The sequence below is a fragment of the Heyndrickxia vini genome (genome assembly GCF_016772275.1).
GTDB lineage: Bacteria > Bacillota > Bacilli > Bacillales > Bacillaceae_C > Heyndrickxia > Heyndrickxia vini.
In genome coordinates this window covers 1,403,208-1,428,762 of the sequence record NZ_CP065425.1, presented here as the reverse complement: position 1 = coordinate 1,428,762, position 25,555 = coordinate 1,403,208, and the positions used below count along the sequence as shown (strand labels likewise).

At 35.3% G+C, this 25,555-nt stretch carries 22 protein-coding genes, 1 pseudogene and 3 other annotated features; of the genes and pseudogenes, 4 read left to right on the top strand and 19 right to left on the bottom strand.

Features of this window, described 5'->3' with window-relative positions:
• Positions 1 to 97: 97 nt before the first annotated feature.
• On the top strand, positions 98 to 1,018 hold the full coding sequence (gene rnhC / locus I5776_RS07090; protein WP_202779765.1) for a ribonuclease HIII: 921 nt from the start codon (positions 98 to 100) through the stop codon (positions 1,016 to 1,018).
• A 394-nt stretch (positions 1,019 to 1,412) separates the two neighbouring features.
• Here rnhC and pheT read toward each other — a convergent pair whose 3' ends face one another.
• Positions 1,413 to 3,827, bottom strand: coding sequence for a phenylalanine--tRNA ligase subunit beta (pheT, locus tag I5776_RS07085; protein ID WP_202779763.1), 2,415 nt, complete (start codon positions 3,825 to 3,827; stop codon positions 1,413 to 1,415).
• Positions 3,828 to 3,846: 19 nt separating this feature from the next.
• On the bottom strand, positions 3,847 to 4,884 hold the full coding sequence (pheS, locus tag I5776_RS07080) for a phenylalanine--tRNA ligase subunit alpha (RefSeq protein ID WP_202779761.1): 1,038 nt from the start codon (positions 4,882 to 4,884) through the stop codon (positions 3,847 to 3,849).
• A gap of 216 nt (positions 4,885 to 5,100) precedes the next feature.
• Positions 5,101 to 5,334 (bottom strand) — a binding site (T-box leader).
• 263 nt (positions 5,335 to 5,597) lie between these two features.
• Between pheS and I5776_RS07075 the strand changes: the two are divergent.
• Positions 5,598 to 7,066, top strand: a pseudogene (locus tag I5776_RS07075) (IS1182 family transposase).
• Between the two features lie 215 nt (positions 7,067 to 7,281).
• On the opposite strand, the gene I5776_RS07070 reads toward I5776_RS07075, so the two are convergent.
• The gene (locus tag I5776_RS07070; protein ID WP_202779759.1) at positions 7,282 to 8,037 is read right to left on the bottom strand and encodes a TrmH family RNA methyltransferase; all 756 of its coding nucleotides are present in this window, start codon (positions 8,035 to 8,037) and stop codon (positions 7,282 to 7,284) included.
• A gap of 123 nt (positions 8,038 to 8,160) precedes the next feature.
• Here I5776_RS07070 and sspI point away from each other — a divergent pair, with 123 nt between their 5' ends.
• Positions 8,161 to 8,370 carry a small acid-soluble spore protein SspI gene (gene sspI, locus I5776_RS07065; protein WP_202779757.1) on the top strand — a complete coding sequence of 70 codons (210 nt, stop codon included), beginning with the start codon at positions 8,161 to 8,163 and terminating at the stop codon, positions 8,368 to 8,370.
• Positions 8,371 to 8,470: 100 nt separating this feature from the next.
• Here the strand turns inward: sspI and I5776_RS07060 are convergent, their stop codons facing one another.
• Complete coding sequence (locus I5776_RS07060; protein ID WP_202779755.1) at positions 8,471 to 9,556, bottom strand: M42 family metallopeptidase; 1,086 nt, start codon at positions 9,554 to 9,556, stop codon at positions 8,471 to 8,473.
• A gap of 286 nt (positions 9,557 to 9,842) precedes the next feature.
• Between I5776_RS07060 and I5776_RS07055 the strand changes: the two genes are divergently transcribed.
• Positions 9,843 to 10,223: a sigma-w pathway protein ysdB gene (locus tag I5776_RS07055; RefSeq protein WP_202779753.1), complete on the top strand. Its 381-nt coding sequence runs from the start codon at positions 9,843 to 9,845 to the stop codon at positions 10,221 to 10,223.
• 33 nt (positions 10,224 to 10,256) lie between these two features.
• On the opposite strand, the gene I5776_RS07050 is transcribed toward I5776_RS07055, so the two are convergent.
• The 15 genes from I5776_RS07050 to polA form a co-directional block, all read right to left on the bottom strand.
• The gene (locus I5776_RS07050; protein ID WP_202779751.1) at positions 10,257 to 10,826 is read right to left on the bottom strand and encodes a TVP38/TMEM64 family protein; all 570 of its coding nucleotides are present in this window, start codon (positions 10,824 to 10,826) and stop codon (positions 10,257 to 10,259) included.
• A 127-nt stretch (positions 10,827 to 10,953) separates the two neighbouring features.
• Positions 10,954 to 11,313, bottom strand: a complete 360-nt coding sequence (gene rplT, locus I5776_RS07045) for a 50S ribosomal protein L20 (protein ID WP_066227020.1) — start codon at positions 11,311 to 11,313, stop codon at positions 10,954 to 10,956.
• 28 nt (positions 11,314 to 11,341) lie between these two features.
• Complete coding sequence (gene rpmI / locus I5776_RS07040; RefSeq protein ID WP_202779749.1) at positions 11,342 to 11,542, bottom strand: 50S ribosomal protein L35; 201 nt, start codon at positions 11,540 to 11,542, stop codon at positions 11,342 to 11,344.
• Between the two features lie 22 nt (positions 11,543 to 11,564).
• A complete protein-coding gene (infC, locus tag I5776_RS07035; protein WP_246483944.1) occupies positions 11,565 to 12,149 on the bottom strand; it encodes a translation initiation factor IF-3 in 585 nt (194 codons plus the stop codon).
• A 64-nt stretch (positions 12,150 to 12,213) separates the two neighbouring features.
• Positions 12,214 to 12,353: a sequence feature (ribosomal protein L20 leader region), on the bottom strand.
• 140 nt (positions 12,354 to 12,493) lie between these two features.
• Complete coding sequence (gene thrS, locus I5776_RS07030) at positions 12,494 to 14,419, bottom strand: threonine--tRNA ligase (RefSeq protein ID WP_202779747.1); 1,926 nt, start codon at positions 14,417 to 14,419, stop codon at positions 12,494 to 12,496.
• Positions 14,420 to 14,494: 75 nt separating this feature from the next.
• Positions 14,495 to 14,722: a binding site (T-box leader), on the bottom strand.
• A 99-nt stretch (positions 14,723 to 14,821) separates the two neighbouring features.
• Complete coding sequence (locus I5776_RS07025) at positions 14,822 to 15,679, bottom strand: putative sporulation protein YtxC (RefSeq protein WP_202779745.1); 858 nt, start codon at positions 15,677 to 15,679, stop codon at positions 14,822 to 14,824.
• 93 nt (positions 15,680 to 15,772) lie between these two features.
• Complete coding sequence (gene dnaI / locus I5776_RS07020) at positions 15,773 to 16,714, bottom strand: primosomal protein DnaI (RefSeq protein ID WP_202779743.1); 942 nt, start codon at positions 16,712 to 16,714, stop codon at positions 15,773 to 15,775.
• A 12-nt stretch (positions 16,715 to 16,726) separates the two neighbouring features.
• Entirely contained in the window at positions 16,727 to 18,109 is a 1,383-nt protein-coding gene (locus tag I5776_RS07015) for a replication initiation and membrane attachment family protein (protein WP_202779734.1), read from the bottom strand.
• Between the two features lie 174 nt (positions 18,110 to 18,283).
• Entirely contained in the window at positions 18,284 to 18,739 is a 456-nt protein-coding gene (gene nrdR / locus I5776_RS07010; protein ID WP_202779732.1) for a transcriptional regulator NrdR, read from the bottom strand.
• Between the two features lie 140 nt (positions 18,740 to 18,879).
• Complete coding sequence (gene speD, locus I5776_RS07005; RefSeq protein ID WP_202779723.1) at positions 18,880 to 19,257, bottom strand: adenosylmethionine decarboxylase; 378 nt, start codon at positions 19,255 to 19,257, stop codon at positions 18,880 to 18,882.
• A 267-nt stretch (positions 19,258 to 19,524) separates the two neighbouring features.
• Positions 19,525 to 20,556 carry a glyceraldehyde-3-phosphate dehydrogenase gene (locus I5776_RS07000; protein WP_202779722.1) on the bottom strand — a complete coding sequence of 344 codons (1,032 nt, stop codon included), beginning with the start codon at positions 20,554 to 20,556 and terminating at the stop codon, positions 19,525 to 19,527.
• Positions 20,557 to 20,726: 170 nt separating this feature from the next.
• Positions 20,727 to 21,329, bottom strand: a complete 603-nt coding sequence (coaE, locus tag I5776_RS06995) for a dephospho-CoA kinase (protein ID WP_202779721.1) — start codon at positions 21,327 to 21,329, stop codon at positions 20,727 to 20,729.
• 12 nt (positions 21,330 to 21,341) lie between these two features.
• Complete coding sequence (gene ytaF / locus I5776_RS06990; protein ID WP_202780723.1) at positions 21,342 to 21,974, bottom strand: sporulation membrane protein YtaF; 633 nt, start codon at positions 21,972 to 21,974, stop codon at positions 21,342 to 21,344.
• A gap of 71 nt (positions 21,975 to 22,045) precedes the next feature.
• The gene (gene mutM / locus I5776_RS06985; protein WP_202779720.1) at positions 22,046 to 22,879 is read right to left on the bottom strand and encodes a DNA-formamidopyrimidine glycosylase; all 834 of its coding nucleotides are present in this window, start codon (positions 22,877 to 22,879) and stop codon (positions 22,046 to 22,048) included.
• 30 nt (positions 22,880 to 22,909) lie between these two features.
• A complete protein-coding gene (gene polA / locus I5776_RS06980) occupies positions 22,910 to 25,543 on the bottom strand; it encodes a DNA polymerase I (RefSeq protein ID WP_202779719.1) in 2,634 nt (877 codons plus the stop codon).
• Positions 25,544 to 25,555 lie beyond the last annotated feature (12 nt).

The window sequence follows — 25,555 nt, the reverse complement described above, 5'->3', positions numbered from 1 at the left end:
ATGGAATGAATAAGTTGGAAAGATTTTGTCCACTAATGTCGAAAGCATCTAAATTTGTATAAAACATACTATATAATTACTAATGGAGGTTGTTACTATGTCAAACACTGTCATAAAAGTTTCTCAAGAGATGATAAATAAAATGAGGGATCATTATTCAAAGTCACTCCTTGAAAAAATTCCACCTGGAGCAATTTTTACCGCTAAACAAAATGGATGCACTATTACGGCTTATCGATCAGGAAAGGTGATGTTCCAAGGAAATTTCCATTCTGATGAAGCAAGTAAATGGGGAGAAGCTGCACCCGTACAAAAGAAGATAAAGGTAAATAAGACTTCCGGAAACCCATTACCGTCCGATATTTCAACATTGTCACTAATTGGCTCTGATGAAGTAGGAACAGGTGATTATTTTGGGCCTATAACAGTTGTCAGTGCCTTTGTTAAGAAGGAACAAATCCCGTTGTTAAAGGAATTGGGTGTTAAGGATTCCAAAGATCTTTCCGACCCCCAAATTGTATCTATTGCAAAGGATTTACTTCATGTCATTCCTTACAGTCTATTAATATTACATAATGAAAAATACAATCAATTGCAGGCAAATGGAATGACACAAGGAAAAATGAAAGCATTATTACATAACAAAGCGTTGAATAATCTTTTGAAAAAAATACCCGACAAACCCGATGCCATTTTGATTGATCAATTCGTCGAAGCAGATACATATTATCGGCATTTAAAGGGACAAAAAGAAATTTGCACCGAAAACGTTTACTTTAGTACGAAAGGGGAAAGTGTTCATCTCGCGGTAGCAGCAGCATCTATCTTAGCAAGATATGCATTCATTAAAGAATTTGATAAATTAAGCGTAAAAGCAGGATTCACTTTACCAAAAGGGGCAGGACACCAGGTCGATAAGGCTGCTGCACAATTAATTAAAAAGAAAGGCCGTCCTGCTTTAAAAGATTTCGTTAAAATTCATTTTGCAAATACGGAAAAAGCATTAAAGCTGATATAAGAAAAGCGCAAGCGCCTTGCTCATCGACGTAAAAGACTTACGGGACTTTAACTGAGATAAAGGAAACACGATGAGCCTGTAAGGCGAATCGATGTTGACTTATCGTAGGGAGAAGTCCTGAAGTTTTCTAGTCGATAGGCGCTGGAGCTAGACAAATAAGAAAAGCGGAAGCGCCTTGCTCATCGACGTAAAAACTGGAAGGACTTTGACTGAGATAAAGGAAACACGATAAGCCTGCAAGGCGAATCGATGTTGACTTATCGTAGGGAAAAGTCCTGAAGTTTTCTAGTCGATAGGCGCTGGAGCTGGACAAAGCAGTTATTTATTAGGAATATTAACTCTATAAAAATTTCTTACCTTTTTAAAAAAAAACGCGGAAGTTCCGCGTTTTTTTCTATCCTCTTAATTCAGCACCTGTTTGTTCTTTAACCGCATCGAGCACTTTTCCATGTGCTTTTACCACTTCTTCGTCTGTTAATGTACGATCCGGATCAAAATATTTTAATGAAAATGCAATGGATTTTTTCCCTTGTTCCATATGTTCACCTTCATATAGGTCAAAAATTGAAACCTCTTTTAGTAATGATCCACCCGCTGTTTCAATAATATCTTTTAATGTTCCAGCATTTACTGTGCTGTCAACGACTAATGCAATATCCCTCGTAATAGAAGGGAAACGCGGAATAGACATATATTGTAATGGCTTTACATCGAAACCAAATACTTGTTTTGTCATTAGTTCAAATACATATGTTTCTTTCAAATCCAATTCCTTTTGAACTTGTGGATGAATTTGACCGATAAAACCGATTACTTCATTATCTAAAATGATTTCAGCCGTTCTTCCAGGATGCATTCCGTCAATTTGTGCAGATTGATAAGAAATATGTTGGCTTACACCAAGCTTTTCGAATAATCCCTCAAGAACTCCTTTTGCTACATAGAAGTCAACTGCCTTTTTCTCACCCTGCCATAATTGAGAATGCCATAATCCAGTAATTGCTCCAGCTAAATGTTCAAATTCATCAGGCTGGTCATGATCCGTTGTTTTCAAAAATACCGAACCTATTTCATAAATAGATACCGAATCGTTTTTTCTGGCAAGATTATAGGAAACTACGTCTAATAATCCTGGTAAAATACTTAAACGTAAGTGACTTCTTTCTTCACTCATTGGCATCGCTAAACGTATAGGATCCCTTTTTTCAATGGCGTAATTCTTTGATTTTTCTTTACTTGTTAATGAATAGGTGATTGCCTGATTTAAACCCGCACCTTCTAAAAATCTTTTTGCTGCACGACGTTTTCTTTGATTTTCAGTTAATCCGCCCGGTGTTGTTTCACCAGAAGGTAATGTAGTTGGAAGATTATCGTATCCGTATAGACGTGCTACTTCCTCAATGAGATCTTCTTGAATCGTAATATCTCCGCGGCGGGTCGGTACTGTAATCGTAAAAATTTCACCGTCTGATTTCACATCAAATTGTAGACGGTTAAAAATTTCAAGTACTTCATTTGATGTAATGGTTGTTCCTAATGTTTTATTTATTTTGCTTAACGTAATTTCAATAACAGCAGGCTCAACCCGTAATGTACTTACTTCCACTGTACCAGATAAAACGATACCCGATGCGTATTTTTCCATTAATTCGGCAGCACGTTCTGCCGCTTCATGGACACGATTCGGATCAACACCCTTTTCAAAACGGGCACTTGCCTCACTGCGTAATCCGTGGTCTTTAGACGCATTTCGAACGGTTTGGCCGTTAAAATATGCCGATTCAAGTAAGACGGTTGTTGTAGAATCACTTACTTCAGAATTTGCACCACCCATAACACCTGCCATCGCAACCGGGTCTTTTCCATTTGTGATAACTAAATGAGAAGCTTTTAACGTTCTTTCTGCGTCATCAAGTGTAGTAATTTTTTCCCCTTCATGGGCTAAACGAACAACAATTTCTTTTGAACCTAATGTATTATAGTCGAAGGCATGTAACGGTTGACCATACTCAAGTAAAATGTAATTTGTAATATCCACCACATTATTATGTGGGCGGATTCCGGCTGACATTAATCTTGCTTGCATCCATAATGGAGAAGGGCCAATTTTTACATCCTTAATAATTTTCGCTACATATAGTGGATTTTCTTCTGGTGCATCGACTTTAATTGAAATATAATCGCTTGCAGCTTCAGAATCAGTAGCAATTTCGATTGCAGGCAGTTTAACATCTGTACCAAGAATAGCAGCTACTTCATAGGCTACACCTAACATGCTTAAACAATCTGAACGGTTTGGCGTTAAACCTAATTCAAGAATTTTATCATCTAAATTTAACAATGCTAACGCATCGGAACCTACTTCTACATCACTAGGAAATACAAATATTCCTTCGGCAAAATCCTTTGGAATCAGCTTTCCTTCAATCCCAAGTTCTTGTAGAGAACAAATCATTCCATTTGATTCTTCTCCACGTAATTTTGATTTCTTAATCTTGAAGTTTCCCGGTAAAACAGCTCCAACAGTAGCAACAGCTACTTTTTGTCCTTTGGCTACATTTTTTGCCCCACAAATAATTTGTAGTGGTGCTTCCCCACCAAGATCAACTAAGCATTTATTTAGTTTATCAGCATTTGGGTGCTTTTCACATTCTAGTACATGACCGACAACTACACCTTTAATTGAGGCTGCTTTGTGTTCAACACTTTCTACTTCAATTCCACTTCTCGTTATTTTTTCTGCTAATTCTTCAGCGGATAGACCATTTAAGTCTACATATTCATTCAGCCATTTATATGAAACTAACATATCTTTTCCTCCCTAGCTTTTACTCATGTACAGAAAATTGTTTTAAGAAACGAGTATCATTTGTATATAGATGGCGGATATCATCGATTCCGTATTTTAACATTGCAATTCGTTCTGCGCCGATTCCAAATGCAAATCCTGTATACTTGGTTGAATCAAATCCAGCCATTTGTAATACATTGGGGTGAACCATTCCGGCACCTAGCATTTCAATCCAGCCTGTTTTTTTACAAACATTACAGCCTTCTCCTCCACAGGAGAAACAGGAAACATCCACTTCTACTGATGGTTCAGTGAATGGGAAAAAGCTTGGACGTAAACGAATTTGGCGCTCATCACCAAACATTTTCTTCGCAAAAACTTCTAACGTTCCCTTCAAATCCCCCATCGTAATGTTTTCATCTACAACAAGACCTTCAATTTGCATAAATTGGTGGGAATGGGTTGCATCATCATTATCCCGACGATACACTTTCCCAGGACAAATAATTTTAACTGGTCCTTTTCCTTCATGTTTTTCCATTGTTCTCGCTTGTACTGGTGATGTATGTGTACGTAAAAGAATATCTTCCGTAATGTAGAAGGAATCTTGCATATCACGAGCTGGGTGTCCTTTTGGAAGGTTTAAAGCTTCAAAATTGTAGAAATCCTTTTCCACTTCGGGTCCTTCGGCAATTGTATATCCCATACCGATAAAGAAATCTTCAATTTCTTCCACTACTCTTGTTAACGGATGATGGTTACCAACTTTAACTGGACGACCAGGAAGGGTTACATCGATGGTTTCCTCCGCTAATTGCTTTTCAACTGCAGCTTTTTCTAATGCTTCACTTTTTGACTCAATTTGCTTACTGATTACTTCTCTTACTTCATTAGCAAGGGCACCCATTTTCGGACGTTCCTCAGCTGAAAGCTGCCCCATTCCTCTTAAAACTTCTGTTATTGGCCCTTTTTTTCCTAAATATGCAACGCGAACATCGTTTAAAGACTTTAAGTCTTCCGCTTGCTCAATTTTTGCTAAGGCTTCTGCTTGTAAATCTTTTAATTTTTGCTCCATCTTTTCTACCTCCTTTAATAAGTGGCTATGTTAAACCCAGTTGTTGATTTCCGCTGCAGGTGCTCGCTTTCCGCGGGCGGTTCGAGAGCCTCCTCGCTCGTACCTCAGCACGGGGGTCTCCCGTCTACCGTTATTCCCGCAGGAGTCTCGCACCTGCCGCTCCAATCAACTTAATTAACATAGCTTAATAAATAAGCATAAAAAAACCCCGTCCTTAGAAGGGACGAGGTTATCATCGCGGTACCACCCTAATTAGCATCAAAATATATTATGCTCAACTTCATTAAATAACGGCTCTTCACCGAGGCATCTTTACATTTCATTAGAAACGGTCCCGATGCTGACTCAAGGGGTGAATTTCACTTAATATTCCATAAAAATGCTTTCAGTCTTTGGCATTTTCTCCCTAAATGGATTCATTAAACTACTTTTCCCTATCATTGTCTTTTATCATTTATGCAATTATATATATTATAGTATTTTGTGAAATAAAATTCAAATTTATTTCTTTGGATATGTTAATATTTGGCCGTTGATTTCCGCTGCAGGTACTCGCTTTCCGCGGGGCTGACGTTGAGCCTCCTCATCGCTACGCTCGAGGCCACTGAAAAAGTCCATTTATTATTAGGCAGATAGATGTTTGAGTTGACCAAACATTTATCTGCCTTTTTGTTTTATAATGATGATATCAAATGTATGTAGGTGATACTCAAATGATTTCTAACCAAGAATCTCTCAATCTTAGTCCATATATAGCTATTTATGATCTTGTTGTTCCCAAAGATAACATGCTTCGTCAAATCAATGAACTGGTGAATTTTTCGTTCATTATTGAAGAATTGAAAACGAAATACTGCCTCGATAATGGTCGCAATGCAGTGCCACCAATCCGCATGTTTAAGTATCTATTGCTTAAATCGATTTATGATTTGTCTGATGTAGATGTAGTAGAACGCTCTAGATATGATATGTCATTTAAGTATTTTCTCGACATGGCACCAGAAGACCCAGTAATAAATCCAAGTTCCTTAACAAAATTTCGTAAGCTCCGTCTTAAAGATGTGACCTTGTTAGATTTACTTATTGGGAAAACAGTTGAGATTGCACTTGAAAAGGAAATCATAAAAAGTAAAACAATAATCGTGGACTCCACACATACACAATCACGTTTTAACCAAAAGTCACCGAAGGAATTTTTACAAGAGAAGTCAAAAAATCTTAGAAAAGCAGTTTATCAAATTGATGACTCAATGAAAGAGAAATTTCCTCCAAAACCAACTTCCAATGAAGTTGAAGATGAATTGAATTATTGTCGCCGAGTTGTTTCTATTGTCGAATCAGAACCACAATTAGCCGCAATTCCCAAAGTAAATGAAAAATTAAATGTCCTTCATGAAGTAATAGAAGATTATACAGAACACATGAGTCAAATGAACCGTTCAACTGATACGGACGCACGGGTAGGACATAAAACAGCTGATTCCTCATTTTTCGGATACAAAACACACATCGCGATGAGCGATGAAAGAATAATAACAGCAGCGATTCCGACAACGGGAGAAAAAAGTGATGGAAAATACCTGCAAGAGTTAGTTGGGAAAAGTCAAGCTACAGGAATGGAAATTAAAACAGTAATTGGTGATACAGCCTATTCTGAAAAAGACAATATTAGTTATGCAAAAGAAAATCAACTTGAACTTATTTCTAAATTGCATCCACATATAACACATGGAACACGGGCAAAAGAAGATGAATTTGAATTTAATAAAGATGCTGGAATGTTCGTTTGTAAGGCGGGGCAAATGGCTACAAGAAAAAATATGAAGAAAGAAAGGGGCAAGATAAAAATCCAAGAATTAAGTTCTTTTTTGATATTGAGAAGTGCAAAGTCTGCCCGTTTCGTGAAGGGTGCTATAAAGAAGGAGCAAAAAGTAAGACATACTCAATAACAGTTAAATCAACTGAACATAAAGATCAGGAAGCATTTCAAGAAACGGATAAATTTAAACAACTAGCAAAAACTCGCTATAAAATTGAAGCCAAAAATAGCGAACTCAAACATAGACACGGGTTTAAAACAGCAAATTCCTCGGGTCTATTTGGCATGGAAATCCAAGGGGCAACAGCAATATTTGCGGTAAATCTCAAGCGGATTCTAAAGCTCCTAAATGAAAAAGAGTAAAAAGGGGATAGGAAAAAGGTGACATTTCATCTAATTACAGACGAAATGTCATCTTTTTTATTACCCCAAAATGAAAAGGGGAAAAAACGTAAGTTTTTCAGTGGCCTCGCTACGCTCCCTGCGGGGTCTCATCTGTCCAGCTGATCCCGCAGGAGTCTCGCACCTGCCGCTCCAATCAACTTAGTTTTCAGTATCAACATTGTACTTTAACATAGCTACTTCTTTAAATAATACATTAATATTCCAGCGGCTACGGCAACGTTCAATGATTCTGCTTGTCCATGTATAGGGATATATAAATTCTGCTTTGTTAAAGCTAGTAAATGTTTAGATACCCCATTCCCCTCATTTCCTACCATAAGCGCGAAAGAATCTTGCGGCTGAACCTGTTTATAAGGAATTCCATTTTCCAATGCCGTTCCATAGACCGATACTTGTTCTTGTTGCAGCTTATTAATCCATTCATCTAGGTGGCCCGTTAGAATATTAATATGAAAATGACTGCCTTGTGCGGAACGAATGACTTTAGGATTATATGCATCAACCGTTCCTTCTCCTAAAATAACAGCATCCAAACCAGCAGCATCTGCTGTACGGATCATCGTACCGATGTTACCTGGGTCTTGGACCGCATCCAATAACAAAAATGATTTTCCATATAATTTATCAACAGAAGTGTTTTTTATTTGGCAAACGGCAAAAATGCCTTGGGCGGTTTCGGTATCCGAAATCGCTTTACTAATTTCTGATGTAATTCTTGTTACTTGAAGTCCGTGAATATTCCACTCTCGAGGAAGTTCAATTTCTTCACTGTGCATTATTTCTATAATGTTCTCTTTAAATTTAAGTGCTTCTTCAACAAGATGAAAACCTTCAACTAAGTAAGTATTCGTTTTTTGACGTTCTTTTTTAGTCAATAATTTTTTCCACTGTTTTACTTGCGGATTCTTCAATGACTCAATATATTTCACTTTCATTCTCCTCTTCACCCTTATCAATATCTCATTATATCGCAATTTTTATACATATAACATTCTATTTCGTGACATGCTAATAGCAAAATATAAAAGAAATAAAAAAAGGAGTGCTACAAAATGAACTTGAATCTCCGTAATGCCATTATTCATAATGTATCTGGAAATGATCAGTCACAATTAAAGGACACAATTGTTGATGCGATTCAAAGAGGAGAAGAAAAAATGCTACCGGGTTTGGGCGTTTTATTTGAAGTAATTTGGAATCATGCGGATGAACAAGAGAAAAGTATGATGCTTGAAACATTAGAAGAGGGCTTAAAGCATTAAATAAGAAAAGCGCAGGGCGCCTTGGTTAGAAAAAATGTTATACTTCTCTATCTTTCATAGTGAATGGCATATCCGTATGGATATGCCATTCATTATATTATTACTCAAAGGTAATTTTATCCACAGTTTCACGATCAAGACGTTTAATGACTTCTGTAATCAATTTCACCGTATTTTCATAATCATCACGATGCAACATTGCTGCATGTGAGTGAATATAACGTGTTGCAATGGTAATGGCAAGGGATGGCACTCCATTAGCTGTTAAGTGAATAGAACCTGCGTCCGTCCCTCCACCAGGAATGGCATCGAATTGATATGGAATACTTAATTCTTCCGCTACCCCTACAACTAAATCGCGTAGCCCTTTATGAGAAACCATTGATGCATCATATAAAATGATTTGCGGTCCTTCTCCCATTTTGCTTAAAGCTTCTTTTTCTGTAATTCCAGGTGTATCGCCGGCAATTCCAACATCGACTCCAAAGCCAATATCAGGCTTAATTTTCATAGCGGCAGTTTTTGCACCACGAAGCCCAACCTCTTCTTGTACATTACCAACACCATAAACAATATTCGGGTGTTTTTCGTTTTTTAAATTTTTCAATACATCAATTGCAATGGCGCAACCTATACGATTATCCCACGCTTTTGCTAAGAGCATTTTTTCATTATTCATAACAGTAAATTCAAAATAAGGTACAACCATATCCCCCGGAAGTACGCCCCATTCCAAAGCCTCTTCCTTACTTGAAGCACCGATATCAATAAACATATCTTTAATTTCATATGGCTTTTTCCGAGCTTCCGCAGGTAAAATATGTGGTGGTTTTGATCCGATTACACCAAGTATATCTCCTTTTTTTGTAACAATCGTTACCCTCTGTGCAAGCATAACTTGTGACCACCAGCCGCCTACTGTTTGGAAACGTAGAAATCCTTTGTCATCAATTTTAGTTACCATAAATCCAACTTCGTCTAAATGACCAGCCACCATAATTTTTGGGCCGTTTTCATCTCCAACTTTTTTAGCAATTAAACTTCCTAAACCATCTGCAGTAATCTCGTCTGAAAAGGGTTCAATATATTTTTTCATTACTTCCCGTACTTCTTTTTCATTACCTGCAATGCCTTTTGCATCTGTTAGGTCTTTGAGCATCGTCAATGTTTCATCAAGCTTTGCCATATGGTTGACCTCCAATATTAATATGTATGTACCCTAATTATTATAATAGATAAAATCAAAAAAATACAAAAATTCGCATCAGTATTTATCATAAAAAAGGACGTCTTCTAAAAGTTTGTTGCTTCAGACGCTAAATAATATTGAAAACGCAGAGTGGATTGGAGCGGAAAGGAACGGTTGTATTCTTAAAACTAAAAAATTTAAGAAAGCATCCTAAAAAAAATGAATCCTTTTTAAGTAATACACGTATGCAAAAGGTAGTAATTATTAAATGGAGGTTTAAATTATGCTTTGGTTGATAAGAATTGCCATATTCGCCTTAGTTATTTACTTTCTTGCAAAAATTATTACGTACCTACGTAATCCAAAGCGAAAACTGCAACTTGCACATACTGAAAAACGTTATTATTTTTATGATGACTCTGAAAATATTCGGAAAAACTTTCTGATTACGTATAATGGAGTTTTGCTGGAAGGTGAAAAATATGTAAGATCTAATGAAACACCTTTTGATGTTATATCCATTTTTGTATGGCCACATGATCTACAATTACTAAATACACTAAATTATCAAGATATTTTATTTTTGGAAAAAGAGGTTAAATTAAAATATCCAAATGCTACGATTGATTGGAAAAGTCCCATCAAGGAAATTGGTAAGAAATAAAAAGAAAACTGCTGATCATGACAGCAGTTTTCTTTATGTACCCGGAAAAAACTCTTTCCACTTCATAACAATTACTTTTTCTCTTAATATAAAAAATAGAATGGACAGTGCAATAAGGATGATTATGATCATTGAAGGTGTAAATTGGGAGATGAACTGGCCAAAAACAGTATAGAACACAACCAGTGGAATATTTGTAATAAAAGATCCTTTTAAGTAGCTTTTAAATGTAGGATTTCTTTCAAGTAAACAAATATTTAGCAAATGATAATGAAAAAAAGGTATTAAACGAAGGATAGCTATTTGCCCAATTGTAAGCTTTGCGTACTGCCCAAAGCATTTTAATTTAATTTTCAAAAGCTTTTCGTAGGTTTTTGGCATTTTTTTGATACACCAATAGAATAGTACTGAGAGGAGCAATAGCCCTACTAATGAATAAATAATCCCTAGTAAACTTCCAAATAATATTCCCCCTGCCATACAAACAACGGCCACCGGAATAAATAAAAATTGCCTAAGCACATGAAAAAGAATAAACATAAAAGGAGCCAATACTGCACTACCTTCTACAAATGAAAATAACATTAATAATTGCTCATTCATTTTTCTCACCACTCTCTTCTTGTCATTCTTGATGTAGGCACTTTACTAAAAGATATTTAATAAATTGTTATGTTATGACAAACAAAAAAAGCCATCCTTCACAAAGAGGATGACTTTTAAAATAGCATTATTTTGTAAATTGAGCTTTTGCTTGGTTAGCTAGTTCAGTGAATGCTTTTTCATCATGAATAGCTAAATCAGCAAGCATTTTGCGGTTTACTTCGATACCAGCAAGCTTTAAACCGTGCATTAAACGGCTGTAAGAAAGACCATTTATACGTGCAGCTGCGTTGATACGAGTAATCCAAAGCTTACGGAAGTCGCGTTTTTTCTGACGACGGTCACGATAAGCATACATATAAGATTTCATTACTTGCTCATTGGCTGTTTTGTATAATGTATGTTTTGAACCAAAATAACCTTTTGCTAATTTAAGAACTTTTTTACGACGTCTGCGGCTAACAATTCCGCCTTTTACACGTGGCATATTATTTCCCTCCTATATAAATCGCTCATTACTTAAGATTGTCAAGCATATGACGAATACGTTTAAAATCACCTTTAGAAACAAGTGTTGCTTTACGTAGTTTACGTTTTTGTTTTGTTAATTTATTTGCAAATAAATGGCTTCTGTAAGCATGAGAACGTTTAAGTTTGCCAGAACCTGTTCTTTTGAAACGCTTTGCTGAGCCGCGGTGAGTTTTCATTTTTGGCATAGGATATTTCCTCCTTCAGACATTACTTTTCAGTTTTTGGTGCTAATACTAAGAACATACTTCGACCGTCCATTTTTGGTTTCGATTCAATCGTACCTAGGTCTTCACATTCATTAGCGAAACGATCAAGAACTTTTTGACCAATTTCTTTATGTGTGATGGCACGACCCTTAAAACGAATAGAAGCTTTTACTTTATCGCCCTTTTCAAGAAACTTGCGGGCATTGCGAAGCTTTGTATTAAAGTCATGTTCATCAATCGTTGGGCTCAATCGAACCTCTTTTAAGTTGATAACTTTTTGATTTTTACGTGCTTCTTTTTCTTTCTTTTGTTGTTCAAATCGATATTTCCCATAGTCCATTATTTTGGCTACTGGTGGTTTTGCATTTGGAGCAACAAGAACAAGATCAAGATTCACTCGTGATGCGATCTCAATTGCTTCATTTCGAGATTTAACTCCTAGCTGCTCGCCATTTTGACCAATAAGACGAACTTCTCGAGCACGAATGCCATCGTTAACCATCATATCTTTGCTAATAATTAGCCACCTCCAAGGTTTTTTACACTGATCAGCTTTATGCCGATCACTATTTTTAGAATACATCATTTGGGTGAAGAATTAAGCCAGCATACCGTTTTGAACACAATTTTTAGCTAACATTGGTTTCACAAGCAATAAAAAAGTACGGGCCTTAAAAAAGAACCCGCACTTTACATTCGCATGAATAGTTAAGAATGTGATGAATTTCGAAACCTGCCAACTGCAATCTTGCGTCAATCAGGCGAGAAGCGGGTGCTTCTTCTTTTCCTCAAACTAATATTCAATTTACCTTAGATAATATATCATACATCGCAATTTGATGTCAAATGGCTTTTAATTATTACGATTTCTTTTTGCAACATCATTTATATTATCAAAATCTTATTTCTTCTGCAACATTTTTTTGAAATTTATTTTACTACTTCATGTTTCAAATGAGTAATAAATTGTTCGAAAGGAATCGTTTCTGATTTTTGTTCACCATACTTACGCACATTTACTGCGTTTTCACTTACTTCATTATCTCCCACTACAAGCATATAAGGAATTTTTTGCATTTGATGTTCACGAATTTTGTAACCAATTTTTTCGTTCCGTGAATCCAACTCTACCCTAAAGCCTTCAGAACGAAGTTTTTCTTCCACTTGTTTCGCATAATCAAAGTGAATATCCGGTGACACTGGAATAACAACCGCTTGTACCGGAGCTAGCCAAGTTGGAAAAGCGCCTTTGTATTCCTCAATTAAGTAGGCAACAAAACGTTCCATCGTTGATACAACCCCACGGTGAATTACGACTGGGCGATGCGGTTTTCCATCTTCACCAACGTATGTTAAGTCAAAGCGTTCTGGTAATAAGAAATCAAGCTGAACAGTGGAAAGCGTTTCATCCTTACCAAGAGCTGTACGTACTTGAACATCCAATTTAGGTCCGTAAAAAGCGGCTTCTCCATCTGCTTCAAAATATTCTAGTCCTAGACCATCCATTGCTTCTTTAAGCATGCTTTGAGCTTTGTTCCACATTTCATCGTCGTCGAAGTATTTTTCTTTATCCTCAGGATCGCGGTACGATAGGCGGAATGAATAATCCGTAATATCAAAGTCTTTATAAACCGCAATAATTAATTCAACTACCCGTTGGAACTCTTCTTTGATTTGATCAGGACGAACAAAAATATGTGCATCATTCAACGTCATTCCACGAACACGTTGTAATCCTGAAAGTGCTCCCGACATTTCGTAACGGTGCATTGTACCTAGCTCTGCAATACGAATTGGCAATTCACGATAACTATGAATACCATTTTTATAAATCATCATATGATGCGGGCAGTTCATTGGACGAAGCACTAATTGTTCATTATCCATTTCCATAACCGGGAACATATCCTCTTGGTAGTGATCCCAGTGACCACTTGTTTTATATAAATCTACACTACCCATAATTGGAGTGTATACATGATCATAACCGAGACGCTCTTCTTTATCAACAATATAGCGTTCAACAGTACGGCGAATAGTTGCACCTTTTGGCATCCATAATGGGAGACCTTGTCCAACTTTTTGGGAAGTCGTAAATAAATTTAATTCTTTCCCGATTTTACGGTGATCTCTTTCTTTTGCTTCTTCTAAGAATTTTAAATGTTGCTCTAAATCTTCTTTCTTAAAGAAAGCAGTTCCATATACCCGTTGAAGCATTTTATTATCGCTATTTCCGCGCCAGTAAGCACCAGCAATACTTAAAAGTTTAAATTCTTTAATTTTTCCCGTCGATGGCACATGAACACCACGGCAAAGATCAAAAAATTCACCTTGCTCATAGATTGTTACTTTCTCATCTGCAGGTATCGCATCGATTAATTCTTGCTTATATTCGTCACCCGCAAATAGCTCTTTCGCTTCATCACGAGTAACTTCTTTACGAACGATTTCAAGATTTTCACTGATAATTTTCTTCATTTCTTTTTCTATTTTTGGTAGGTCTTCAGGTGTAATAGATACTTCAAGATCCATGTCATAGAAAAATCCATCTTCAATAACAGGTCCAACCCCTAATTTTACATGGCCATATATTCTTCTTATAGCCTGTGCCATTAAATGGGCGGTACTATGACGAAGAACCTCTAATGCATCTTTATGGTCGGGTGTGACAATTTCTATTGATCCATCAACATTAATTGGTGTACGGAAATCAATTAGTTTTTCGTTTACTTTCCCGGCAATTGCTTTTTTCTTTAACCCCGGGCTTATAGATGCCGCAATATCTTCAGTTGTTGTTCCAGCAGGAAACTCCTTTATGGCACCATCTGGAAAAGTCATTTTAATCATGTCAGACATGTTTTTACACTCCTTCTATTTAATTAATACTTAGAAAAGCGCTTGCGCTAGACAAAAATAAAAAACTCGTCCCTGGAAAGGGACGAGTTATATACACGTGGTTCCACCCTAGTTTACATATCAATAATTCGATATGACTTCGGATCATTTTTAACGGAATGGCTCCGTCAACTACTAATAGAGTGCTCTTTCGCAGTTGAAGTTTAGAGGTGGTAAGTACTCGTTTCGTGTTGGAAAGTTTCACCAAATCTTTCCTCTCTGGGAACCGTAAAGGAATACTGTTGTCCTCATCGTTACATTTAGATTATTTGTTAAGTACTAATTCCATATATGAAAGGGCATTCGTACTTTACTAATATGTACGTTATTATAGATGGTTCATTAGAGAAAATCAAGAGTGATTTATTGATTTATCGTATTTTTCATCACAATCTGCTTATCCCTTGCAAATTGTTCCTTTTTTAATAGAATAATTCTTTCTTCAAATATGTTCCTGAGTGTTCGAATTAACCCATTTTCTTCTGAATCAATATACACATAAATCATCGTAGGTGCAATAGATAACAAGGGTGCGATCGTAACGGAATCAATATAGACAGGATGATTAGTTAATAACCTTCGATCCATTAATTCATTCATATCTTTCTTCGTTATTTCTTTAAAATGTTCATCAAAAAACTTCCCGTAACCTTCGAAGTATATTCTTACTATTTTCATTTTCGGTTCACGTTTAGCTAAATAGTCCCTTAACATTTGGACAAAAACTTGATATTCTTGTTCCATCTTATATTCATCAATTGCCATCTCAACATAATGAATCAATCGTTCAAAATAGGCTTTTAATCTAAATTTAAGCAACGAATCGAATGAAACGGATTCATGTTGTTCCAACAAAGAAAAAACAGCCTCCTGTATCATTTCCTCATCATTTATCACACCTATAATATTGGTTAATTCCTCACGTTCACCATTAAACATTTCAATGACAATATCAAGAATATTATTCTGTTCTGACTCCTCTTTATAATAAAAATACTCATTTAAAATATCACGAACCCAATCTAATCGTTTTTTTAAAAGAATAAATTGAATAAATCCCTCTTGTATATCAGTATTTGATAGTAAATTAATATCAATTGATAAAAAATATTGTTTTTGATTTTGAAAAATCGTTTCATGGAACCAAACTGTCTTATCCCTTTTAATAAAATATTCATGAAGCCAAATTGCATCTTCCAACTCTTTAAAAATAAAATCCAAGCATATCCCCCCCTACATGGAATCATCCATGATATATATATATGGATTGCTTGGACAATTTAGAAGTATGGTATGAATAAAAAGGACCGTTTTCTAATGCCGACGATTCGGTCCATCTATGCGTATCGGCGTAGAAAGATATTTAATACGTTCCATAATCCGTGCCGCTTTCATTTTCTCCTCTTCTCCTCGTTGTGAATACGTCAAATGATGCAACAAAGCATCAAAATCAAAATTCGATGAAAAGAACGTAGGCAAATTTTCTTGCATTCGAAATTGTAAAATAGATCCTAATATTTCATCTCGAGTCCAGCTTGACATAACTTCTGCTCCAATATCATCGAGCATAAGTATAGGTGATTTTTTTACCATTTCCATTTTTTCATTTACGGTATGGTCACCAAGCGATTGTTTCATTTCTCTAAAAAATTCCGGTACATAAACAATGAGTGAAGAAATTTGTTTCGTTTCCGCTAAATGATTAGCAATAGCTGCTAATAAATACGATTTTCCAACCCCAAAGTTGCCAAATAAATATAAACCTTTCATATTGATTCCCGGTTCATATTCTCTAGCGAATTTTTCTGCATATTCAAAAGCAATTGCTCTTCCCGGAGTATTTGTATTAAAATCAAAGTCAGCGATTCGAGCTTTTAAAATATCTTTAGGAACATAGATGCTTTGAATTAATTTTTCGGTTTTCTTTCTTTCATCATGATATATTTTTCGATGACAAGGTCGATACGTTATATCAATGGAGTTGCCAGTTATAATAAGTTCCGGCTCATAACCTTGCATCATATTTATACATTGATCTAAACTATTGCATTTTTGACAATTCTTCGATTGGGAAATAAATTCATATAATTTCATTAAACTATTATTAATCATTGAACTTGTAACTTTTCCTTCATTCTCCAATAGAAATCTTCGAACGTCTTCGTTTTTTAAAATCTCATTTCTTTCTTCTTCATATCTCTGTTTAAAGTTTGTACGCATGGACAATTTTTTTAAAGTGTCATTGATTCTTTCCATTCGATCCACCTCCTATTTTTTATATTGTTGTTTAATTAATTCAAGTTGTCTTAGTTTTTCTTTAAAATCCTCTGAATTCTCCTGATTTACCGGTTTATCATCATTTTCATTAAACCACTCGGGAATTTTTTCAGTTCGTATCGGTTTTTTTCGTTTTTCCTTTTGTCCATTTTTATTTTCAGCCCACTGCTGGTATTGTCTATGTTCATTTTTAGCCAATTCCATCGCATCTTTAACTGTCTTCACTTTTTTCCTAGACCAATGGGAAGCAATCTTCTCTAAATAATTTTTAGTAAGTTTCATATCTGTTTTAAGCATTACATATTGAATAAGCACATTTATAACCCCGGGTGGCAGTTGTTGCTGAAACATAACTTCTTCTACAGCTTGTAAATCAGATTTTGATGGCTCACTCCCATCCGAAATATCTATTAGAAGCTGTCTCGGTGAAATGGTTTCTAAATAAACAATCAATTTTTCCTCCTGGGTATTCGTTTCCTCTATATGGGAACGGTAAAGAACAGGCTGTAATCGATCGATCAGCTTCGGTAATTGTTGGGAATGTTCTAATTGGTACCAATCTCTTGCAGCTTTTCGAAGCTGTTCAATATCAATTTCTTGTTCCGAGTTTAGTGCGCTTAACAATAAATTTTTCATTTCCAACGCATTTATATTATACAAAAATGATAGATTAGTGATGGCAGCTTTAACCTGTTTCGTGATCGCACTCTTTGGAATGATAACTTCATTCAGTCCTGCCATTAATAATTCAAAATCAAAGTCGGTGTTTTCAATTTTTATCTTACGAGGCAATGATCTCGAAACAAATTGTTCATCGAAGCCTATCTTACTTGCTTCATTGGCATCTGTATCTTGGAATAAATTATCTGCGTTAGTAGTATACACTTCTTGAAACGTACGTGTAATTTCTTTATATTCCTGTTTATCAACCATTTGATCAGCAAACAGATTTTTTAATCTTAAAAAATGTGTACGACCTAATTGACGATATAAAAAAACATTAAGCATTCCATCGGTGAAAAATTGTTCAGGAGATAATGGTGGTTGTAACTCATAGATAAACTTGCGATCTTCTCCAACTTGTTTTACAAAGGTTTTTAACAAACCAATTCCTTCAAGTTTTAAGCGAGCGTCATAAATTTCCCTCAAATTTAAAGATAAGAAATTCATTAAATGATAATGGGTCCAATCATCAGATAATATTCGATTATTTTCTACTTCGTTCCAAAGAGTTGTGTATAGACTATAACAGTTCGTTCCAATAAGCGGCTGATATAATAACGATATTACTTTCCGATCATATTCATGCAAAATGCCGCTTAATGACACTTGATAGCGATCGACAGGTTGAACCTCACTCCACATTTGATGCATTGTTTTTCACTTCCTTATAAGAAAAGCAAAAGACTAGCCAACTACTCTAGCCTTCCTGCGGGGCAAGGGATAATCGCCTTGCCTTTATTTAGGCAAGGAAAGATTGCCTTGCCTTTATTTAGGCAAGGAAAGATCGCCTTGCCTTTATTTAGGCAAGGAAAGATCGCCTTGCCTTTATTCTTTTTTTATTAATTCCTTTAATTCTTCTAAAAAAACATTTATATCTTTAAACTGACGATAGACTGATGCGAATCTTACATATGCCACATCATCCACTTGTGCTAACTTGTCCATAACTAACTCGCCAATAAAATTAGAATTAATTTCAGAATGTCCTAAATTTCTTAAATGTTTTTCAATATCTAATGTTATTTTTTCTAATTCTGCAAGTGTTACTGGTCTTTTTTCGCATGCTCTAATAAGACCGCGTAGTATTTTTTCCCTGCTAAATTCTTCCCTAACCCCTTCCTTCTTTACAACTATTAGTGGGGGTTCTTCTACCTTTTCAAAAGTAGTAAAACGAAAAGTACATAATTCACATTCACGTCTTCTGCGAATCGAACGGCCTTCGTCAATAGGACGTGAATCAACTACACGAGTCCCGTTATGTGAACATGATGGACATTTCATTTAATCAGCTCCGTTCATAGCATTATTACTTTCATGATATAGAAAATCGATGAAAATCACAAGAAAAAACGAGGTGTATGATGAAAGGACATACACCTCGTTTTTTCTGTTTTATACTATATACAATTTACATGTATTAATTACGCGTTTACTTTTACCTGTTTCACTTGTACTGTACCCATGCCACGAGGAAGTTCCATTGTTTCTCGTTTTTGGGCATTTAGGCTGTCAGCTATATAGTTAGCAGCAATATTTGGATCTAAATTACCGCATGTGTACACATCAATACTAGCATATCCATGTTCAGGAAAGCTGTGGATTGTTAAATGGGATTCAGAAATAATAACTACACCACTAACACCCTGTGGGGCAAATTTATGAAATGCCACTTCACGAATTTCAGCACCAGATTTTAATGCTGCATCTACAAACGTTTTTTCAATAAAATCCATATTGTTTAATTTTTCAAAATCGCAACCCCATAATTCAGAAATTACATGACGACCCATTGTTTCCATGATCGTTTCCCCCTTAAACTTAATATTTTCTGCGGTCAATAAACATATGATCTGTTTCACTATGTAACTACCACGGGGGAAAGTTAGTCCAAAGAGGTCCTAACCCTTTAAGTAGCCACAAATATTAAATTTTAAACTTCACGAAAAATAGTATACTTGGTTTAAATTCTTTTTGCAATAATCATTTTTAATTTCTCTAATAAAATTAATTACTTCAATAAATTAGGAATAAAAAAACTTGCTGTAAATTCAGCAAGTTTTTTTGGTTTATCCTATTTTTACTTTTGATTTATTATTTAATTCTTTTGCCACATACTTTGTTAAATCAACTACACGGCAGGAGTAGCCCCATTCATTATCATACCATGCAAGGACTTTAACTTTTTTCCCTTCCATAACCATCGTTGATAATCCATCAATGATTGATGAATGTGGATTTGTATTAAAGTCTACAGATACTAGCGGTTCTGTTGTGAAATCTAATACCCCTTGTAATGATCCAGTCGAAGCCGTAATAAAAGCATTATTTACATCTTCCACTGAAACCTCTTTCTTTAAATCTACTACTAAATCTACAAGAGATACATTCGGAGTAGGTACTCTTAGGGCCATTCCGTGTAGTTTCCCTTTTAGCTCAGGTAACACCAATGCTAAAGCTTTCGCAGCACCAGTGGTAGTAGGTATGATTGATTGCGCACATGCTCGAGCGCGACGTAAGTCTTTATGTGGATTATCAATGTTCTTTTGATCATTTGTATACGCATGGACAGTTGTCATTAATCCGTTTTCAATTCCAAATTGCTCATGTAATACTTTAACTACTGGCGCTAAACAATTGGTCGTACATGATGCATTTGAAATAATATCATGTTCTTCAATATTTAATGCGCTTTCATTTACTCCCATCACAATCGTAACATCTTCATTTTTACCTGGAGCTGTTAAAATCACCTTTTTTGCACCCGCTTGCATATGTTGGGCAGCTTTATCCCTTTCATTAAATTTTCCAGTTGCTTCGATGACTATATCTATATTAAGTTCTTCCCAAGGAAGTTCTACAGGATTTCGTTGATTAAGTAATCGGATCCGGTGCCCATTAACAATTAATTCATTATCGGTCGATAGAATATCTACATCAAACTTTCCATGAGTAGTATCATATTTAATTAAATGCGCTAATGTTTCAGCAGGATAACTTGCATTAATAGCTACTATCTCTAAATCTTTTTCTAATATCGCTTTTCGAAATACCATTCGACCAATTCGTCCAAATCCATTAATTGCTATTTTTGTTTTCATCAATGCTAGCCTCCAATATTAACGTTATACTCATTTAATACTTTTTCTGAAATTAGTATAACACATTAACCGGATTATGTAAGTATAAATATGATGATTTTAAAAAAAACACACGAAAAACACCACTTTAATGAAAAGTGGTGTTTCGGTGTTTTATTTATGACATCATATTAGGGTTCCAATTCCCATTCATTAATAATGTTATATAGTTGTTTTTCCGTTTCCTCTATTGTTTTATTATTATCGATTACAGCATCTGATAATTGAATTTTCTCATTCAATCGCATTTGTGAACCAATCCTAGCTACTGCATCTTCTTCAGATAATTGATTTCGTTTCATTAGCCTTTCTTTTTGAATATCAGGATCGACAAAAACGAGTATCGTTTTATCGACCATATAAGTAAGTTTGCTTTCAAATAGTAACGGAATATCCATTATGATCGTTTGTTTTCCTGCTTCGATTGCTTCTGTCTTTTTCTTTTGCATATAGTTCCTTACCGCAGGATGTACGATGCTATTAAGAAGCAATCTTTTTTCTGTATTATGAAATACGATGGACCCTAATTGTTTGCGGTCAATATTGCCATCTTCAAGAAGGATTTTCTTTCCAAATGCTTCAATAATTCCATTGTAAGCATCCTCGCCAATATTGACAACTTCCCTTGCAGCTATATCCGCATCAATAATTGTATAACCTTTTGTTTTAAGTATAGTTGAAACAGTGCTTTTTCCACTTGCTATTCCACCTGTTAATCCTATAATCATTGCCATATCTTTACCTCACTAAAATTTAAAAAGTCCGATTAATATAAGTAAAATCCCAGGTAAAAATGAAATTTTTTGCATCCAATTGAGATGAGAGAACATTTTTCCTAATTTTAATCCACCAGCAACAAATAAAATACTCATAACAGCTACAGATATACTTAAATGGATCGGTGCATATCCAAGCATTGAAGCCCCTATTCCTGCTCCAAAAGCATCCAATGAAAGGGCAACACCAAGCATAAAAGCTTCAATTCCATTGATTGTTCCAGAGTTATCAAAGTCAGCCGATGTGGGCTTTTTTAGGATATTAATGACAACTCCTAATGAACGAATTTCCACATTTAATACAACTTTTTCGTTAGTATCATTTCCTTCTTTTTCCGGTCGAAAAAACTGATATAACACCCAAACACCAATCAAAATAAGAATTGCTCCACCAAATCGATTGGCAAAAGTCGGTTCCAAAAATGATTGCAGAATTCGCCCAAACAAACATGCAATAAAGAGGGAAAATCCTGAACAAATTCCAATAATAATCACCGATTTTAATGGAATTTTCATTTTCCTTAAACCATAAGTAAAACCTGCACTAAAGTTATCCAAACTAACAGCAAATGCTAACATTAAGAGTGATAACTGAAAGCCCATAAAAGTGCTCCTTCCTGTTCTCACATCACTAACTATAATATATGGAAGGAGCTTATCAAATGTTAAACTATTTAATGTTTCTTTTTCTGACATTTTGGGCAAAAATGTGTTCCTCTGCCCCCTGTAACGATTTTTTCAATTGGAGTCCCACATCTTTTGCAAGGTTCACCTTTACGTCCATAGGCAAGTAATTCTAATTGAAACATACCAATCTGTCCCTGTGAATTAACATATGAACGAATCGTACTTCCACCTTTTTCAACTGCTTCAGATAGGGTTTCAATGATTTCGCGGTGAAGAATTGATATTTCTTTGTTTGTTATAGTGTTAGCTTTTCGTTCAGGATGAATGTTGGCACGGAATAGTGCCTCATCAACATAAATATTTCCTAATCCCGTTACAACTGTTTGGTCCAACAGTACCGGTTTTATTTTTCGTTCCGTTTTTTGGAGTTTTTCTTGCAAATACTTTTTGGTGAATTCAGAAGAGAATGGTTCAGGTCCTAATTGTAACAGTGGAAGTTGGCTATTTTCTTCACCTTTAAGAAATAAATGCATTGTTCCAAATTTACGAACATCCCGATAGCGAAGTTCTGTCCCATCCGTAAAATGAAAGACGACATGTGTATGTTTATCTAACGGTTCCTCCCCGTTAAATAATCCATATTTTCCTTCCATACGGAGATGTGAAACAAGCGCATACGTGTTTGTGTTTATAATTAAGAACTTCCCTCTTCTATTTATATTAGTAATTGTTTCCCCACGTAGAGCATCTGTAAATTGTTCAATTTCTACTGGATTTTTTATTATTTTTGGCCAGAAAACAGAAACTTGTTCAATTGTTTTTCCAACTACAAGTTCTTGTAATGTTCTACGAATCGTTTCAACCTCAGGTAATTCAGGCACTAATTAACACCTCTTTATTACTTTTAATCGTTATTTTGCATCAAACCAAGTCGGACCAAATGCGTAGTCAACTTTAAGTGGAACAACTAAATCTACTGCATTTTCCATTACTTCCGGAACGATTTTCTTTAATATTTCAATTTCGTCACTTGGTGCTTCGAAGATTAATTCATCATGTACTTGTAATAATAGTCTTGTTTGAAGTTTTTCTTCTTTTAACCGTGCGGCCATATCAATCATAGCTTTCTTAATGATATCTGCGGCACTTCCTTGGATTGGTGTATTCATAGCTGTTCTTTCAGCAAAGCTGCGAATATTAAAATTCCGACTTGTTATTTCGGGAATATAGCGTCTTCTTTTCAAGATTGTTGAGACATATCCTTTTTGTTTCGCATCCTGAACAATATCATTCATATATTCTTTTACACCCGGATAGCTTGCAAAATATCGCTCAATAAAGTTAGCTGCTTCTTTTCTAGTAATCCCCAAATTTTGTGATAACCCATAATCACTAATCCCATAAACAATCCCGAAATTTACCGCTTTTGCTTGTCTGCGCATATTATCTGTTACATCATCTTTATCTACATGGAAAACGTCCATCGCTGTTTTCGTATGGATGTCCATATTTTCATTAAAGGCGGCAATTAATTTTTCATCACCTGCAATATGTGCTAAGACTCGTAATTCAACTTGTGAATAGTCAGCTGAAAAAATCAGCCAATCTTTTTCAGTAGGAATAAATGCCTGGCGCAATTTACGTCCTTCCTCCAAACGAATAGGTATATTCTGTAAGTTAGGATCAACAGAACTTAATCGTCCTGTTTGCGCAAGTACTTGATTAAATCTTGTGTGGATTCTGCTATTATCTGAATGAACTACTTTAAGTAATCCTTCAATATAAGTTGATTGCAGTTTGCCTAATTGGCGATAATGAAGAATTTCTCGTACTATTTCATGTTTCGATTCAAGCTTTTCTAATACATCCGCAGAAGTTGAATACCCCGTTTTAGTTTTTTTAATTACTGGTAATGCAAGCTTTTCAAATAAAATAATTCCTAATTGTTTTGGTGAATTAATATTGAACATTTCACCCGCTAAGTCAAAGATTTTCGCTTCTATCGCTTGAAGTCTACCAATGATTTCTTCGCCCATTTCTTTAAGCCGCTGAACATCTACCTTTATTCCCGTAGATTCCATTATTGCCAAAATAAATGAAAGTGGTAATTCTACTTCTTCGAAGAGTTGCGATTGGTTGTTTTCCTCTAAATCTTTTAAGCATTGATCAACAACCGAAGATATTCCCACTGCCTTTCTCGCCACATGTTCAGCAAGAATTTTTTGCTCCGGAACTTTTTGTTTTGCACCTTTTCCATATATCTGTTCATCGCTTTGAATATCTGTATATCCATGTCGTTTCGCTACAGAAGCAAAATCATCCACATTTTCCGAAGGATTTAGTAAATAGGAAGCAATTAATAAATCGAAATCGATCCCTTTTAAATCAATTCCAAACCGTCTTAATGAAACAATCGCACCTTTTCCATCATAGACAAATTTTTTCTTTGAATCGTCTTCAGCCCATTTTTTAAAAAAGGAAGACTTTAATGCTTCGTTTGCAGGCAAAAAGTAGGTTCCATTTCGATTACTAATCCCTACCCCAATAACTTCACCTGTATGATAGTTATCTTCTAAAATCTCGACATAGAGTGATGATTCTGAAGTGAAAAGTTCTTCCGTTATATTTTCGATGATATCGAAAGAAAGATCATTCATTTTTTCTTCATGCTCAGAAGAAATCTTCACATCAAGTTTATCGATAAGAGAATTAAATCCTAGCTCTTTAAAAAGGGAAATCAGCTTTTCGTCATTTTCACTTTTATACTCAGTTTCATTAAGTGCAATCGTAATTGGTGCTTCACGCGTAATGGTTGCAAGTTGTTTACTCATTATCGCTTGTTCTTTAAATTCCTCTAGCTTTTCTTTTAGTTTTTTTCCACTTACCTGTTCAATCGAGTCTAACAGGTTCTCGAGTGTGTTAAATTCTTTTAAAAGTTTTATCGCCGTTTTTTCACCAATTCCAGGCACTCCTGGAATATTATCTGAGGCATCTCCCATTAAACCTTTCATATCGATAATTTGTTCCGGAATTAATCCATATTTTTCATTGATATGTTCAGGAGTATATTCTTCGATATCTGTTATGCCTTTTTTCGTGATACAGACTGTCGTTTCCTTTGAACTAAGCTGAGTTAAATCTTTATCTCCTGAAATAACCTTAACTTCAAATCCTTCTTTTTCGGCTTTAAGAGAAAGGGTTCCAATAATATCATCTGCCTCATAATTTGCAAGCTCATATCGCTGAATACCATATGCATCCAATAATTCACGTATAAATGGAAACTGTTCAGAAAGCTCCGGTGGCGTTTTTTGCCTAGTACCCTTATACTCTTTAAATGTTTCATGGCGAAAAGTGGTTTTTCCGGCATCAAATGCTACTAATATATGAGTCGGTTTTTCTTCATTTAAAATTTTCATGAGCATGGTTGTAAATCCGTAAATCGCATTTGTATGTATGCCTTTATCATTATTCAATAATGGTAAAGCAAAAAAAGCACGATAAGCAATGCTGTTCCCGTCGATTAAAATCAATTTATTACTCAATCATCTTCCCTC

Coding starts and splice junctions, on each gene's coding strand:
- rnhC (WP_202779765.1), top strand. CDS start 98: ATGTCAAACACTGTCATAAAAGTTTCTCAAGAGATGATAAATAAAATG.
- pheT (WP_202779763.1), bottom strand. CDS start 3,827: ATGTTAGTTTCATATAAATGGCTGAATGAATATGTAGACTTAAATGGT.
- pheS (WP_202779761.1), bottom strand. CDS start 4,884: ATGGAGCAAAAATTAAAAGATTTACAAGCAGAAGCCTTAGCAAAAATT.
- sspI (WP_202779757.1), top strand. CDS start 8,161: ATGAACTTGAATCTCCGTAATGCCATTATTCATAATGTATCTGGAAAT.
- I5776_RS07060 (WP_202779755.1), bottom strand. CDS start 9,556: ATGGCAAAGCTTGATGAAACATTGACGATGCTCAAAGACCTAACAGAT.
- I5776_RS07055 (WP_202779753.1), top strand. CDS start 9,843: ATGCTTTGGTTGATAAGAATTGCCATATTCGCCTTAGTTATTTACTTT.
- I5776_RS07050 (WP_202779751.1), bottom strand. CDS start 10,826: ATGAATGAGCAATTATTAATGTTATTTTCATTTGTAGAAGGTAGTGCA.
- rplT (WP_066227020.1), bottom strand. CDS start 11,313: ATGCCACGTGTAAAAGGCGGAATTGTTAGCCGCAGACGTCGTAAAAAA.
- rpmI (WP_202779749.1), bottom strand. CDS start 11,542: ATGCCAAAAATGAAAACTCACCGCGGCTCAGCAAAGCGTTTCAAAAGA.
- infC (WP_246483944.1), bottom strand. CDS start 12,149: ATGATGTATTCTAAAAATAGTGATCGGCATAAAGCTGATCAGTGTAAA.
- thrS (WP_202779747.1), bottom strand. CDS start 14,419: ATGTCTGACATGATTAAAATGACTTTTCCAGATGGTGCCATAAAGGAG.
- dnaI (WP_202779743.1), bottom strand. CDS start 16,714: ATGGAAAGAATCAATGACACTTTAAAAAAATTGTCCATGCGTACAAAC.
- I5776_RS07015 (WP_202779734.1), bottom strand. CDS start 18,109: ATGCATCAAATGTGGAGTGAGGTTCAACCTGTCGATCGCTATCAAGTG.
- nrdR (WP_202779732.1), bottom strand. CDS start 18,739: ATGAAATGTCCATCATGTTCACATAACGGGACTCGTGTAGTTGATTCA.
- speD (WP_202779723.1), bottom strand. CDS start 19,257: ATGGAAACAATGGGTCGTCATGTAATTTCTGAATTATGGGGTTGCGAT.
- I5776_RS07000 (WP_202779722.1), bottom strand. CDS start 20,556: ATGAAAACAAAAATAGCAATTAATGGATTTGGACGAATTGGTCGAATG.
- coaE (WP_202779721.1), bottom strand. CDS start 21,329: ATGGCAATGATTATAGGATTAACAGGTGGAATAGCAAGTGGAAAAAGC.
- ytaF (WP_202780723.1), bottom strand. CDS start 21,974: ATGGGCTTTCAGTTATCACTCTTAATGTTAGCATTTGCTGTTAGTTTG.